Annotated in this window: 14 protein-coding genes; 3 read left to right on the top strand and 11 right to left on the bottom strand. The window is 37.4% G+C overall.

All coding sequences use genetic code 11. The annotated features are described in order from the left end of the window. From ACG94X_RS15695 to ACG94X_RS15685, 3 genes are all read right to left on the bottom strand, one after another. Nucleotides 1-734: LysM peptidoglycan-binding domain-containing protein (locus ACG94X_RS15695; RefSeq protein WP_419384628.1), on the bottom strand; the 734-nt coding region annotated here is incomplete at its 3' end. A gap of 18 nt (nucleotides 735-752) precedes the next feature. Continuing rightward, nucleotides 753-4,019, bottom strand: a complete 3,267-nt coding sequence (locus tag ACG94X_RS15690; RefSeq protein WP_419384627.1) for a type VI secretion system Vgr family protein — start codon at nucleotides 4,017-4,019, stop codon at nucleotides 753-755. A 182-nt stretch (nucleotides 4,020-4,201) separates the two neighbouring features. Beyond that, nucleotides 4,202-5,899 carry an NAD-dependent malic enzyme gene (locus ACG94X_RS15685; RefSeq protein ID WP_419384626.1) on the bottom strand — a complete coding sequence of 566 codons (1,698 nt, stop codon included), beginning with the start codon at nucleotides 5,897-5,899 and terminating at the stop codon, nucleotides 4,202-4,204. Nucleotides 5,900-6,226: 327 nt separating this feature from the next. Between ACG94X_RS15685 and ACG94X_RS15680 the strand changes: the two genes are divergently transcribed. The 3 genes from ACG94X_RS15680 to ACG94X_RS15670 all read left to right on the top strand — a co-directional run bounded on the left by ACG94X_RS15680 (nucleotide 6,227) and on the right by ACG94X_RS15670 (nucleotide 9,782). Next, complete coding sequence (locus ACG94X_RS15680; protein ID WP_419384625.1) at nucleotides 6,227-6,829, top strand: YfjT/YkfB family phage-associated protein; 603 nt, start codon at nucleotides 6,227-6,229, stop codon at nucleotides 6,827-6,829. 352 nt (nucleotides 6,830-7,181) lie between these two features. Then, the gene (argS, locus tag ACG94X_RS15675) at nucleotides 7,182-8,984 is read left to right on the top strand and encodes an arginine--tRNA ligase (protein WP_419384624.1); all 1,803 of its coding nucleotides are present in this window, start codon (nucleotides 7,182-7,184) and stop codon (nucleotides 8,982-8,984) included. Nucleotides 8,985-9,167: 183 nt separating this feature from the next. After that, nucleotides 9,168-9,782, top strand: coding sequence for an SPOR domain-containing protein (locus ACG94X_RS15670; protein ID WP_419384623.1), 615 nt, complete (start codon nucleotides 9,168-9,170; stop codon nucleotides 9,780-9,782). A 77-nt stretch (nucleotides 9,783-9,859) separates the two neighbouring features. On the opposite strand, the gene ACG94X_RS15665 is transcribed toward ACG94X_RS15670, so the two are convergent. The 8 genes from ACG94X_RS15665 to ACG94X_RS15630 all read right to left on the bottom strand — a co-directional run bounded on the left by ACG94X_RS15665 (nucleotide 9,860) and on the right by ACG94X_RS15630 (nucleotide 15,103). Beyond that, nucleotides 9,860-10,468, bottom strand: a complete 609-nt coding sequence (locus ACG94X_RS15665; protein WP_419384622.1) for an alpha/beta fold hydrolase — start codon at nucleotides 10,466-10,468, stop codon at nucleotides 9,860-9,862. Nucleotides 10,469-10,474: 6 nt separating this feature from the next. Further along, nucleotides 10,475-11,116 carry a glutathione S-transferase gene (locus ACG94X_RS15660; protein WP_419384621.1) on the bottom strand — a complete coding sequence of 214 codons (642 nt, stop codon included), beginning with the start codon at nucleotides 11,114-11,116 and terminating at the stop codon, nucleotides 10,475-10,477. A gap of 113 nt (nucleotides 11,117-11,229) precedes the next feature. Beyond that, on the bottom strand, nucleotides 11,230-11,628 hold the full coding sequence (locus ACG94X_RS15655; RefSeq protein WP_419384620.1) for an OsmC family protein: 399 nt from the start codon (nucleotides 11,626-11,628) through the stop codon (nucleotides 11,230-11,232). Between the two features lie 41 nt (nucleotides 11,629-11,669). Further along, the gene (locus ACG94X_RS15650; protein WP_419384619.1) at nucleotides 11,670-12,617 is read right to left on the bottom strand and encodes a pirin family protein; all 948 of its coding nucleotides are present in this window, start codon (nucleotides 12,615-12,617) and stop codon (nucleotides 11,670-11,672) included. 258 nt (nucleotides 12,618-12,875) lie between these two features. Then, complete coding sequence (locus ACG94X_RS15645) at nucleotides 12,876-13,160, bottom strand: DUF2798 domain-containing protein (RefSeq protein ID WP_419384618.1); 285 nt, start codon at nucleotides 13,158-13,160, stop codon at nucleotides 12,876-12,878. Nucleotides 13,161-13,186: 26 nt separating this feature from the next. Then, on the bottom strand, nucleotides 13,187-13,489 hold the full coding sequence (locus ACG94X_RS15640; protein ID WP_419384617.1) for a DUF3861 domain-containing protein: 303 nt from the start codon (nucleotides 13,487-13,489) through the stop codon (nucleotides 13,187-13,189). 38 nt (nucleotides 13,490-13,527) lie between these two features. Further along, on the bottom strand, nucleotides 13,528-14,031 hold the full coding sequence (locus tag ACG94X_RS15635) for a PadR family transcriptional regulator (RefSeq protein WP_419384616.1): 504 nt from the start codon (nucleotides 14,029-14,031) through the stop codon (nucleotides 13,528-13,530). A gap of 151 nt (nucleotides 14,032-14,182) precedes the next feature. Beyond that, nucleotides 14,183-15,103, bottom strand: a complete 921-nt coding sequence (locus ACG94X_RS15630) for a restriction endonuclease (protein ID WP_419384615.1) — start codon at nucleotides 15,101-15,103, stop codon at nucleotides 14,183-14,185. Nucleotides 15,104-15,177: the final 74 nt, after the last annotated feature.

The raw sequence follows: 15,177 nt of genomic DNA, 5'->3' as shown, positions 1-15,177 counted from the left end.
GGTTGAGGTTGAGGTTGAGGTTGAGGTTGAGGTTGAGGTTGAGGTTGAGGTTGAGGTTGAGGTTGAGGTTGAGGTTGAGGTTGAGGTTGAGGTTGAGTATTTGCAACTTTCTGCTCGGTAGTTTTACTTTTTGTATCAGCTGAAGAAGCTGAACTTGATGATTTACTTTTACGATCCACTGCGACAGTACCCGTTTTCTTAACTGGTGGAACTTTTACAGTCATATTTGCATCAAGCTTGATTATTGCATCTGCATTTCCTTCAACGATATCAATTTGCTCGTTTTGATAAATTCTATTAGGTTTCTTTATATTGGGGTTTAGAGCCAATAAAGCAGAAACAGTTGTATGATGTTCTTTTGCTATCTTAGAGAGTGTATCTCCACTTTTTACTTTATAAGTTCCTCTCCAGTATTTACCTTGTTCTTGGTGAGGCAATAAAGTTACATCAAATTTCATTTTTGGACTAATAAGTTTTACTTTTATGTTTTTACTTGGTGTATGTATTTCACCAATTTTTTTCATTGTTTTATCAGCATCTTTTCGTACAAAAACAGTAAGTGTATTTCCCCCAACATATTTAAGAGAAATCTCTCCCTGCTCATTCGTATTTCCTTTTTTTACCAATTCTTTACCATTCTTAATTTCATAATATAAATTTGGAATTGGCTTATGAGCTAAATCATGTAAAGTAAAAGTAATATTGTATAATTTATCTTTTAATGCTGTATTCATTCTAATTGACCTTTATTATTAGCTATTCTCATTATTAGATTCAAATTCTTCATCTTCTTCTATTTCTAAAATCCAATCAGTATTTGTATCTACAAAAACTTCTGCGGGTTCTGAAGAGTCAGATCCAATTCGTGCAGTTCTCCCATTTTCATCCAATGAACCTGTTGAAATTCTTCCATCTTTAAATTTTGCTACATAAGACAAATTAGGTAAGTCAAAATCCCAAAACAAGTCATAAACATCTAACTTATTACTATACATCACATTATTTGGTAGTTGAGGCACCTCATAAGACACCTTTACCCCACTCACAAAACTATGCTGTCCAGCTTTACTCTCAAACTTGCCACCTGTGGTAGAAAACACACCGCTTGCATTAATTTTCAGTTGAGAACCGCCTGCTGTTAAAACAATCTCTTTGGTACTGGTCAACTCAATCTTATCTTCCGTAGAAATCAACTTAATGACTTTTTTCGCAATGATTTCAACCAAGTCATCCTGTGCTTGAACTTGCACCTTTCCTTTTGCAGCATAAGCACTTAAACCCTTTTGTGCAGCGAATAAACTTACTTTATCCTGCGCATGAGCAACAATATTCTTTTGCGCACTCAGATTAATTGAGCCCCCAGAACTTTCAGCAATATCTTGCGAAGCCTGTAAAATAATATCTTCTGGTGTCGTTAACGCAATTCCATTTGGTGAAGCCAATAACATCAACGCCTGCCGGAAAATCTTACCTTGCTCTTGTTTAGCACTATCACCGCTATTTTCTAAGTCTTTTGTATAACTTTCCATAAAGCCTTGTAATGAACCCAAAGCTTGCATTGGATTGACATCCAATTTACTGCCTTTATTAAAAGTTCCACAAACACTGGTTAAATCAAAATCTTTAATCTCGACATTTGCCAGTACTTTTCCAACACTTTGAATAGACTCAAAAGGGTTCGATTTAATATTGTCTTTAATACTTGCCAGTTTACCCTTGATTATGTCCGAACCATGTTCTTGAACATTCTCAATAAAATCTTTCAAGTTTTCGACTGACTCTTTGGCATCTGTAAAAAAGCTATTGAATTCATCGACAACTCCTTTAGCATTTCCACCAAATGAACCAATATCCTGAATAAAGCCACCACAATCTTTTAAAGCATTTAAAGGATCAGAACTTACACTATCTTTAAACAAATTAATTGTTGTATTTAACGCCTGAGTCTTACTTTTAAGCTCAAGAGATTGAATCAATTTCGGTAAACGATTCACCACATTTAAAGCATCCGTTTGTTGTTTGACTGCAATTTCACTCAGCACTTTCATGCTTTCTGCGCCTTGATTTAACAAAGACTGCGCTTGTGCTGCTTCTAAGTGATCTGCAATCGCATTTTCTTGAGCATAAGTCGTAATCAGCATGCCTTTTCCTGCACGCATGGCACCGTAAGCATCGGTTCTTAACTCAAAACCTTCGCCACGCCCATTGCTGGTTTCCTTATCTTTCGGGTGACTTAAGTTCCCGAGATTAAGTTGTGTCGCTGCATGACTACTTTGTAGCTGTGTGCTGATTTGGCCTGTGGTGTCATCAAATCGCAATTGGTTAAATCCTGAACCACCCACTTCCGATGAGCGAATACCACTTAATTTTTTGGTATCAGGAAGCTGACCTTTGATATCAAACATGGTTTGATGACGTTCTGCTTCATGTAAACGTCCCATCACAAATGGACGGTCTACATTGCCATCAAAGAAATCAATGACTACGATTTCACCAATTCGTGGATGGAATCGAGCTCCATAACCCTCACCCGCCCATGAAGTCAGCACATCCACCCACGCAGAGTCAGTATCATTGTCATTAGAACCTGCGCCGCCATCATGGCTATTGTCATCAGTCCGAGTAAACAAAAAACGGACTTTAATGCGCCCCCATTGATCAACATAAATCGTTTCGCCTTGTGGCCCAACCACTTTTGCACGTTGTGGAAATGCAGCAGGCCTATGATCTAAAGGATTATATTCAGGAACAATAGCAATTCCTCGACGCATCAATGACAGCTCATTGGCCTGACGCTGATCTTTAATTAAATGATTCCAATAACTTAAATTGAGCAACTTAGACAATTGGTCTTGCAGTTCTTTAGGTAAATTATTTTGGTTATAAAATGTCTTACCTAAGATTAGAAACTCACGATCCGAACCATCATGTTGATCAATTTCAGGATGCTCTTTGAGTTCAAACCAATAACCCACTTGTGCATCACGCACAGAACTGGTCGCAGTAAAATATTTAGATTGCAGTTCTTGATATTGGGTCAGTTGCGAATTGAGTTTATCGAGCTGCGCAGAACTTGAAGCTGTGGTTTGGTCTTCGCCTTTTAAGTCACTCGTCCACGCAGGGCTGATTGTCCAAGCTTGCTCTAAACTTAAAGTTTCATTGTCTTGCTGTTCACTATGTTGATGGTTACTGAGCAGACTATCTCCTTGATCTTGCGCTAAATTATTGGCCTGCCAACGTTGTACTTGTATCGCAGTCGACTGAATTGAACGCTGTGCAATTAAACTGGTAATCGTATCAAAGCGTTCTGTAGCATGACTACGGTGGAAACGGATGCTCCGTCTTGGCATCGCTTCATATTGAGAATTATCATCAATGAGACGTAATTTTTGCGCTTCGATTTGAGTTGCGGAAATAGGTACAACACGTGCAGATTCATCAACCAACCAGTTTATTCCCTCACTGCGCCAAAGCCGTGTCAGAAAAGCATAATCCGTTTCATTGGCTTGCATTACAAATGGACGTATGTCGTATTCTTTTGTTAAGCCACTACTATCTAAGCTTAAACTTGCTGCAAATAAAGCACTCTTTGCTTGCCATTCTTTAAATAAAATTTCTGAAATTTCTAAAACACTTTTGTTCATAAAAACACGACTATTCAAGCGCTTATGCCATAAGCTCGTTGCATCTTCAAGGGTGATTTTATATACCGTTAATGCACCATCACTTTGCCCTTGGCTTGCACCTGTTACAACACCTGTAGTGCGATAAAGTTCACCAAAATCGGTGACTTGATCCACGGCGACTTGGCAACCAATGAATTGCTTTAAAGCAATATGTGCATCGGTAGAAAGACAGAGTAATTCTGCCTTTAAACCTTGATTGATCTGTTGCTGCCCCTGAATACACTGTAAAAATACACTGCCATTCAAAGCTTGATTGGAAAATTGAATATGGACAGCTCGTTTTTGCAGACCTAAGCCAAAACTTTCTAGTAAGGTATTAATATTTTTTAACATTCTAATTATTTGTATTAAATTTTATGAAACTCTATTTTAAGCAAAAATTAACAAAAAAATATATTTGAATTGTTATTTTTTTTGATCGGAAAAATACCAACTACTCAATAAAAAAGGATTCTCAATATTGACTTAAAGCGCATAATAAAAGGGGCTATATAGCCCCTTTTATTTTTAATGATTTAGAAAGGCGCTCGCTTATAATCACGATATTCAGGTTTCCAGAAATTATTTTCAATATTTTGCTGAAGCTGTTCATCGGTGATTAATGGTGCAACGCCATCTGCAATCGCAGCTTTGGCTACTTTAAATGCAATAATTCTAGATACTTGCTGTAATTCATTCAAATCAGGCAATAAATCTGCTGTTGGATCGACTAATTTAGGTGAACAATCTGCCAACGCCGTACTCGAAGCAATCAGCATATTGTCTGTCACACGTGTCGCTTGTACAGCAATAACACCTAAACCAATACCCGGGAAAATATAGGAATTATTACACTGCGAAATATTAAAGATCTGACCTTGGTAATTCACTGGTGCAAACGGGCTACCCGTTGCAATCAATGCCTTACCCTCTGTCCATTGAATAATATCCGCAGGTACAGCTTCCACTCGTGACGTCGGATTTGATAATGGAAGAACGATTGGATATTCACAATTTGCAGCCAAAGTTCTAATCACTTCTTCAGTGAATAAACCCGGTTGACCCGACACCCCAATCAACACGGTAGGTTGAGCATTTTTCACCACATCGAGCAAAGAAATGATTTCATCGGCGTTGCCCCAGTGCGCAACATCATCAGCTTTCTGCACAAGCTTACGCTGGAAATCCAATAAGTTAGGCTGATTCTCAGTAATTAAACCAAAACGATCAACCATGAAGACACGAGCACGTGCTTCTGAATCGCTTAGTCCTTCTGCAACCATTTGTGCAACAATTTGTTCCGCAATACCACAACCTGCTGATCCTGCACCTAAAAATGCGACTTTTTGATCTTTAAGCTGTTTCCCAGCTGCACGGCTTGCTGCAATTAATGTACCTACAGAAACAGCGGCAGTTCCTTGAATATCATCATTAAAACAACAAATTTTATCACGATATTTTTCCAATAAAGGCATCGCATTTTTCTGTGCAAAGTCCTCAAATTGGATTAAAGCTTTTGGCCAACGACGCTTCACTGCTGCAATGACATCATCTACAAATTCATAATATTCATCACCACCAATACGTGTTTCTGACCAACCCATATAAAGAGGATCATTCAATAATTGTTGATTATTGGTTCCCACATCAATGGTAATCGGCAATGTATACGCAGGGCTAATACCACCACATGCGGTATAGAGGGACAATTTTCCAATCGGAATTCCCATGCCGCCAATACCTTGGTCGCCTAAACCCAGAATACGTTCACCATCGGTAATGACAATAACTTTGACATTTTTACGATTAATATTATGAATGATTTCATCGATATACTTACGATCTGGATATGAAATAAATACCCCACGATGACGACGATAAATGTCTGAAAAACGTTGACAAGCCTCGCCTACTGTTGGGGTATAAATAATCGGCATCATTTCACTGAGATGATTTTCAATTAAATGGTAGAAAAGTGTTTCATTGGTGTCTTGGATATTTCGTAAATAAATATGCTTATTGATCGCTTCACTGAATGAACAATACTGCTGATACGAGCGATGGCTCTGTTCTTCAATACTTTCGATCACATGCGGGATTAAACCGTGTAGATTAAATTGAGTACGTTCAGACTCAGTAAATGCAGAACCTTTGTTTAATAATGGTAGTTCTAATAAGGCATTGCCTGCATAGTGAATATACAGTGGATATTTTTTCGATTTTTCCGTGATCATTTCCATTCTCATTGAAGCAACTATTTTGCTTCTCACTTGTGCTTAACTTAGACTTTTGTCTCATACAAGCTTAGACCTATTTTAGCCTAAAGGGGTATTTAGATACGTGATAATGATATGTAGGGTATTTTATAAAATGATAAATTGATCTCAATTTTTTCAGACTCCAATATCATCTGCTTTATTTTCACTTATCTTGCTGAAAATAAAATGAATCATACCCATACAACTCAGAGTATTTATTAGAATTTCTTTGCAATGATTGATTTATTGTAACTTTGGCTTTAATTTACTTCATTCATCACAAAACTAAAAATGAATAACAATATGAATATCCACTCTAAAATCAGTATTGTTCTTTTCAGCACTGTTTTGGTTTGTTCAGGCTGTCAAACCGTGCAAAAAGTGTCTACTGGTATAAACAAGACCACCGATAAAGTCAAAAACTTGGTGGGCTTAGGTGAGAAAAAAGCACCTGAAATTGATAAAAAAGGCATCGTTGATGTCAGTAAAGCCACGCTAGAAAAATTAGAGCAAATGACGATGAATATGCCCATAGGTCAATGGGTATATATCGAAAATGATTTGCAAGGCATCTACAACTTACAGAATAAGTCTAAAAATAGTGAAATGCTATTCTTCCGCCTGACTTGTAAAATTCCGTCGCAAAAACCAAGCTTTAGCATTCAAAATAAAGACGGACAAGAAATTTTAAAAGCGTATGACCCACAAGTCGGACAAATTCAATTTCTTTTGGACAATAAAAACTATTCCAATCCTTTTGATGCCATCAATATTAAAAAATTAGAACCATTCAAAGCTGCTTTGAAAAAAGCAAAAATGATTAAGATTTTTAATAATTCAAAATTATATTCCTTTGAAAATGGACATGCAGAATTACTCAATAAGCCTGTGAGCTGTAAAGAATAATTCGTCAATAAGACTTTAAACATCAGCAATATTCTAAACATTCAACCAAATCAGCTACACGATAAAAACTAAATAATTTTTACAATATTATTCAGTTGCTTAGGTTGAAATTATTTATTTTCATGATGGAAATTTGGCTTCAAAAATTGAATAAAAGCCACCAATGCTTTTCTATTTAAAGAACCGAAAAAATTCATTGAATGGGAAATTGATCTCTTTAAATAGACCGCAATAAATCGCCTATTCGTCTTTATGCGCGATTTAGTTTTATTCTATACAAATGCTTTCACCTAAAGGCCTCGAAATTTGCTATATTTAGCGTTTTTCTGCGACATTTATTTCCTTATAGATTATGAATACGGCCATACAAGCAGCTCTTGATCACGCAGTGCAATCCCTACAAGCTGAAGGGACTCTTCCATCTGACTGGAAAAACACCAGTGTTTTGACGCGAACAAAAGATCGAAGTCACGGTGATTTTGCGTCCAACATTGCCATGATCGGTTCTAAAGCAGCGGGTATGAAGCCTCGTGATCTTGCAGAAAAAATCTTAGCGAATTTACCTGAAGTAGTTGATATTTCTAAAGCTGAAATTGCAGGTCCAGGTTTTATAAACTTCTTTTTAAATGCAGACCAGCGCTTTGCTGTTTTAAATCAGATTCAAGCTCAAAAAGATGAATTTGGTAAAACCCAAGCCAATGCAGCGAAAAAAGTTCAAGTTGAATTTGTTTCTGCCAACCCGACATCTAGCCTGCATGTGGGTCATGGTCGTGGTGCTGCTTATGGTATGACGGTTGCCAATTTACTTGAAGCAACAGGTGCCAAAGTAGACCGTGAATATTATGTCAATGACGCAGGCCGTCAGATGGACATTTTGGCAACATCAACTTATTTACGTTATTTACAGCTTACAGGTCAAACGCTTGTATTCCCTAAAAATGCCTATCAAGGCGACTACGTTAAAGAAATCGCACAAAGTATTATCGATAAAGATGGCGATGCTTATGTACGCCCTGCTGCCGATGTCTATAAGGATGTACCTGAAGATGTGCAATATGCAGCAGAACTTGATGCAGAGGGCAATAAAGTCGTCCTTTCAGGTGATAAAGAAAAACATATTGATGGCTTGATTCACAATTCACAAGCACTCATTGGCGCAGGTTATCGTGTGTTCCATCAAGCAGCTTTGAATGCCATTTTAGATGACATTAAAGATGACTTAGGTGAATTTGGCGTTACTTTTGACAAATGGTTCAGCGAAGCATCATTGACTGAAAAAATTGATGAAGCATTGCAAACTCTTGATCAACGTGGCTTCCTTTACGAAAAAGATGGCAACATCTGGTTTAAATCGACTGAATTTGGCGATGAAAAAGACCGTGTTGTAAAACGTCGTAACGGTCAGACCACTTATTTTGCTTCTGATATTGCCTATCACTTGAACAAGCTACAACGTGGTTACACCGATATTGTAGATATCTGGGGTTCAGACCACCACGGTTATATCGCACGTGTTAAAGCTGCGATTGATGCGATGGGTTATGACTCGAAAAAACTGACTGTGCTTTTGGTTCAGTTCGTGAGTTTATGGCGTGGCAGTGAGATGGTAGCAATGTCATCTCGTTCAGGTCAGTTCGTGACTTTACGTGACTTACGTAAAGAAGTCGGCAATGATGCTGCACGTTTTTATTATGTCATGCGTAAATCTGAACAACATATTGATTTTGATTTGGATTTAGCCGTATCACAAAGTAAAGACAATGCTGTGTATTACATTCAGTATGCACATGCTCGTGTGAACCGTATGATTGGTAAGGCATCTGAAAAGAATGTACCTTTCGATATTACTCAGCTCAACACTTATGACGTGTCATTACTTACACTTGAAGCCGAATCTGAAATCTTAGCAAAACTTGCGGCCTATCCTGAAATTGTGATCCGCGCTGCCAATAATTATGAACCACATCAAGTGGGGAATTACTTGAAAGAACTGGCTTCACTGTTCCATGCTTGGTATAACCTTGATGATGCAAAAGTTCTTGATGAACAAAATGTTACGCTATCTCAAGCACGTTTGCTGTTATCATTAAACGTACAACAAGTGCTCAAAAATGGTTTAACATTGCTTGGCGTATCTGCGCCTGACTCTATGTAAGTCAATGCATGTAAGCACAGCAATATTTGGGATCAATTGAACAGATGATTGAAATTCTGACAGTTGATCCCAAAATGAATATTGCTGTCGTAAAAATAGGTTTTACATCGCTGCACAGTGAATTTTCAAATAAGATTCACAAAATTTAGCGATGTAAATCATAAAGAATAAGAGGGATTCCACGTGTTTGGAAAAACGCAACGCGGTGTATCAGAACGACCAAATCCAAATAAGCCTAAACAGCCTTTGATTCCAAAATGGCTCGGCATGCTTGTGGTCATATTAATCGTGTTAAGTTTTGCAGTGGCTTTAATGCTTTGGAAACCGTGGGCACCTGTTCAGCCTAGAAACAATGATGTCACTTCCCCGCATTATCAGGAAGACACCAATAAAGATTATCGTTTCTATGATCTATTGCCTCAGCAACAAGTTACACCTATTCCTGAACAAGCAGTTCCAGAAACGCAGACTCAGCAGCAACCTGTGATTGTAGAAGCACCGTCTCAGCCAGAGAATGTCAATGTTGGCGTAGATAGTTCAGACCAAACGACCGCAACCGCTCCAACTCAACCTGAATATATTTTACAGGTTCGCAGTTACCCTGACCCAGACAGTGCCGATGCTCGTCGTGCGGAAATCATTCTGAATGGTTTATCTGCCGATGTCGTACAAAGCACCGAAGGTGGTAAAACTTGGTATCGTGTGATTTCAGGTCCTTATGATTCTCAGAATGCTGCGGTGATTGCACAACAGACCTTACAGCATAGCGGTATCGATTCGATTGTAGTCAAACGCTAATTTACTTTGAAAAGTAAAAAAGGATGCTATGGCATCCTTTTTTATGTTCTGATTTTTGAATCTAAGACTGAAATAGTCTAGCTATGTAATTGATTGATAAATTTGTTAATATATTCAGTGACTTCATCTACATGTACATAAGCTAAATCATGCTGACCATTCTTAATTATGTGTAATGTAGAAGAACCTATTTTGCTATGTAAATATTTTCCAACAGCAACAGGACTGATTGCATCTGTGTTACCCCAGATGAGAAGTACAGGACAAGCTATTTTATATAATACATCATCCAAATGAGGCTGCTGATGAATAAACCAGTCAGGTACTTTGAATGTTTGTTGATAATCGGTGCGCCAATCCGCTACATCAAAAGGGCTTAAATCTATCCCACCTGAAGTTGCGACCAAAACCAGTGCCTTGACCAATTCAGGTTTTTGCAATGCAGCCTGTACTGCAAAAATCCCACCCATCGATTGAGCAATGATCATGCAAGGTTGTTGAATCTGATCTAATACATAATGCTGTAAATCTGTAAAACTATTTACATCTATATGGCTTGGATAACCGCCAAATTCAGGATAGGCGATCACAGTTTTACCGCCATTCTGATGTTGAGGCAATTTTTCAATCATAGGTTGCCAGAATTCTGTATTGCCAGATGCGCCCGGCAGAAAGATCAAATCCATAATAATCTAAAAATCACTTTTTGCTTTGGCTCTCTGAAAGGCAGGACGTTGCTGAATTTTTGCTGCATAAGCTTCCAGTTTTGGCTTTTTGCCTTTAATTCGTTCCTGCATTGCAACAACAGGAAAACTCATTTGAATATCTGCAAAAGAAAAATCCCCTGCAAAATATTCATGTGTACTCAAGTACTCTTCCAGATAAGCCGTATGATCTTTTAAACGTGGATTAATGAAACCGCCTTTTACACCATCTGTAATTTTATTGGCAATCGGACGGATCAAAAATGGCACATGCTTAGATACATTGTTCATCACTAATGTCATGACTAGATAAGGCATCAATGAGCCTTCAGCATAGTGCATCCAGTAATTGTATTGCATCGCATCTTTCGGATTTTGTGATTTGAATTTATTGTCTTTGTCATAGGTTGCCTGCAAATAATCGAGAATGACAGCAGATTCAGCAATCGTCAGATCTCCATCGGTCAATATAGGTGCTTTACCCAATGGATGTACTTCTTTTAATTCAGGTGGCGCAGCAAAAGTCGGCAGGCGTTTGTAATGTTTGACCTGGTATTCAACACCCAGTTCTTCGAGTGCCCAAAGGATACGTAGGGAGCGTGATTGTTCTAAATGATGCAGCGTAATCATTGTTTTTGCCTCGATTTTTGTACATTGACTATACCGAGTGTTGTGCAAGAAAAATACTCTATTGCGTAAAATAAAATCACGATTAAATAGAGTATTTCTCAGTCATAATCACATCATAAAAGAGACGTTTTAATTTCTACACTTCTAAGCAAAGTCTTCGTCACAGGGGTTTTCTGACAAATATCCAAAACTTTTTGATGTAGCTCATCGCTTAATGGATTCATAAATGCCAAACGCCGTTCAATCCACTCCTGCCCTTCCTTATTGGCATTAAAATCGGCTTCAACCGTAAATTCACCCAGTTCAAAGCCTTTATGTTGTGCATACATACGTAAGGTGATCATGGTGCAAGAAATTAGCCCGCTACAGATAAAATCATAGGGTGCTAGACCTTTATCCTGTCCACCAAATGATTCAGGCTTATCTGTAATGAGCCGATGTGCACCACTCGAGATATCACCTGACCAAGGTTCTGGCAAGGTTTTGACTGATGCATTTGCAATAATTGCCATGTAAATTCCTTATTATCTTTATTGTTTATGAATAGATTGAATTACTTCGATGCTCGCATCTTGTCAGGAAAAGCAGGTGCTTCTAAACGAGGACCATCATAATCAGGGATATGACCAAAGCGACTATCCTGATTAACCCACTGCTCACGGGCAATCGCCAGTTCTTCCTGTGTACGCCCAACAAAATTCCACCACAATAAAATTGGAGATTCAAATGGTTTACCACCGAGCATTAACAAACGTGTCCCCTGATGCAACTGAACTTCGATTTCTTTTAAACCCGGTTCAAGTACCACCAAATTATTATCATCTAATTCATGACCGTTAATATTTGCTGTGCCTTCCAAGGCTAAAAATCCATATTCATAATTTGGATTGAGCGGAATGCGAGTCGTTGCCGATTCTTTTGCAGTTAAATCCACAGCTAACAGTTCAGAGTGCACTTTGACTGGCGACTGAGTTTCTAAAAAATTACCGACTAAAACTGTAAATTCAATATTGTCCTGCTCGACCACTGGTAACTCAGGGTAATGATCAAACTGTGGTGCAATATTAATTTTATCATCAGGTAGCGCAATCCAAAGTTGTGCCGCATGCATATGAATTTCACTGTCTGGAGCAACTTCGGTATGTGAAATACCATGACCCGCCGTCATTAAATTCACTTGCTTTGGACGGATAAGTTGCTTAGAACCAATGCTGTCGGTATGCATCATCGTGCCTTCAATCATCCATGTGAATGTCTGTAAGCCAATATGCGGATGCGGCCCAACATCTAAGCCATCACCTTGTGGAAAAGTCACAGGTCCAGCATGATCAAGAAAACACCATGCGCCAATCATGCGTTTATTGCGACTAGGTAAAGCGCGCTTAATCACAGTACCTCTACCTATTTCCGCAGAACGAATTTGAAAATCTTGAATAAACTGATTGACGTATTTTTCGCAATCATCTGAATGAGAAATTTCTGTGTAATTTGTATTGGTCATTTTCTTATCCTATTATTTACTCAGCGCCAAATGATGCTTTGCGATCTGCTGATCATCAAGTTTGTGCTTTAGTTTAGCGATTCTATTCACTTGAACCTATCACTAACTTAATACGCTGAATACTATGAATAGGACAATTGGAGTTTTGTTTTCAATATTCTTTATCTTACGAAAAAAGGCATTATTAATTGAATTTGTTGTAAGCTTATAAATAAATTCGAGCATTATTTCAATTATTTACAAAACAACTTAAAGTAACTACCTTGATGCTTCAGGCGGTGACATATCGACAAGTAATCCTGTAATCCGACGTACAATCGGTAGAAAAATAAGTACCGTTGGATAAGCAATTGCCCATGAAAATAGCCAGACTAAAAACCATTTTGAAAAAAATCCATCGATCCAACCTAAATTTTTCCACAAATTAATCATCGAAATAATCGCACTCATTATTCCCGAAAGTAATAACGGCATAATCCACACTGCATATTTTGCAGGGAGTTTTGGAATTGAACCTATAATCATTTTACCTTGACTCAACATATTATTACTCGCTTCTTTCAATCATATTAATCATTGTTTTTTACTTGCTGCTTTAAATGCTTCATAAATGTATGGAATTGTGGAAGAAAATTTTTGAAAAGTTCATGATTTTTATTTTCTAGCATAACTTCACTAAACAGTTTTAAACCAACCGCAAAAGATTTTGTCGTTGTATCATCAAACAATTCTGCTTTTTGCAGGCGATCTAGCACCACAAAAATATCATCATGGTTACCGGTATTAAATTCAAGTTTTTCTGCATAAGAAGATGGATTGCCCTGCGCATCGGCAAGATGTTGAACAGTCACGTGATATTGATGTTGTTTCATTTTTTGTACTCTTTAAAAATGGATAACTGATTTTCGCCTCAAAGTCTGCCAATTTCGACGGCTGCCTGATCAATTTTTTCGGCAATTTGTCGTACCTGTTCTACATCGACCTGATTTAATTTCAGTTTTAAGCGTAATGCTGTTTTCAAATTTTCCATTGCCCGATAGATATCTATGAGCTGATCATTGTCGTGAATTTCACGACGGGTTTCTAATTTTTCCAACAATTCCTGAACCAGTTTCTGCTGCTGTTGTAAATGTGCGATGCCTGCTTCAGTCATATGATATTGCTTACGATCACCTTCTGATTCACTCACATGAATAAAATGCATTTCTTCAAGCCAGCTCAAGGTTGGATAAATCGTCCCTGCACTTGGACTATAACCGCCACCGACTAAATCACTGATGTCTTTGATAATTTCATAGCCATGTTTCGGAGATTGTTCAATTAGGTATAAAACCAATAGCTTCATACGCCCCGCTTCGAATAGGCGTCCACGGCGTGCACTTTGTGGATGGTGATTAAATTCGGAATCGGACATGATACTCACCTATTTGATGGACACTAATTAAGATATATCTTAATATATCTTTTGTACAGCTTTATATTTTTAGTATTTATTAATAATATGATTTATATGATGTTATTAATTTAAATAAAAATAAGATATAAAAAAGAGCGCTTAGGCGCTCTTAAAAATTATCTTCATCAAATCGGTCTTGGTCAATTTTATAAATATGGAAACTTCGTTCTATTTGTACACCTAAACCAAACTCGATCATTAAGGATGTTAATTTATCACCATCAATTAAAACTATACCGGATTTTTTCGCAGACTCTTTTGCTTCTTTACTAAAGTTTGAGGTTGTAATAAATACACCCTTCTTAGCCACCTGATCTGCTAAAGCGCCTTTAAATTGTTGAATATCAGGACGTCCAACGGTATTTTCCCAACGCTTAGCTTGAATGTATATTTTATCTAAACCAAGACGGTCTTCACTAATAACACCATCAATACCTCCATCGTTAGTTTTACCAATTGCTTGTGCAGCATCTTGATGTGAACCGCCGTAGCCCATGGCAACCAGTAAATCGACAACTAATCTTTCAAAAAATTGAGGTGAATTACTTTTAATTAAATTAAGTAGATCTATTTTTAAATCATTTTTTAATAAATTAGATTGTTCAGTGATTATTTCTGGCGGAGTCAGCTCATCTGAACTTAAATTTATTTCCAGAATATCCTCTTTCTTTTGCTCTTTTTCAACTTTGGGGTTTATTTTTCTAAACTCATTAAATGAATCAAATTGAGAGAGATATTTTCGATCCAGCTTTTTGAGATTTTTGAGATTTATATTTCTACCAAGGTCAGATAACTTAAAATGTGCTTTTTGAGGATATTCAATAAACCCTGCTTTTTTTAAATAGGTTTTCGCCCACTGTAACCGATAAAAAATCACATTTCGACCATCTTCCATCGTTTCATTTATTTCTTCGTCAGAACAATTTAATTCAAGAATCAGGGCTTCATACGCCTCTTTTAAACTATAAGTCACATCATTTGACTGCATAATTTTAAGTAGTGGCAACATCAAATCATAGTGGGTATACATAATTACTCTAATAGGTCTTTCATTTTTTTCAATTATATAAAAAAAGAGCACCTAAGTGCTCTTTTTAAAAGTAA

The sequence above is a fragment of the Acinetobacter psychrotolerans genome (assembly GCF_048552595.1).
Classification (GTDB): Bacteria; Pseudomonadota; Gammaproteobacteria; order Pseudomonadales; family Moraxellaceae; genus Acinetobacter.
This window is presented reverse-complemented; position numbering and strand designations above follow the sequence as displayed.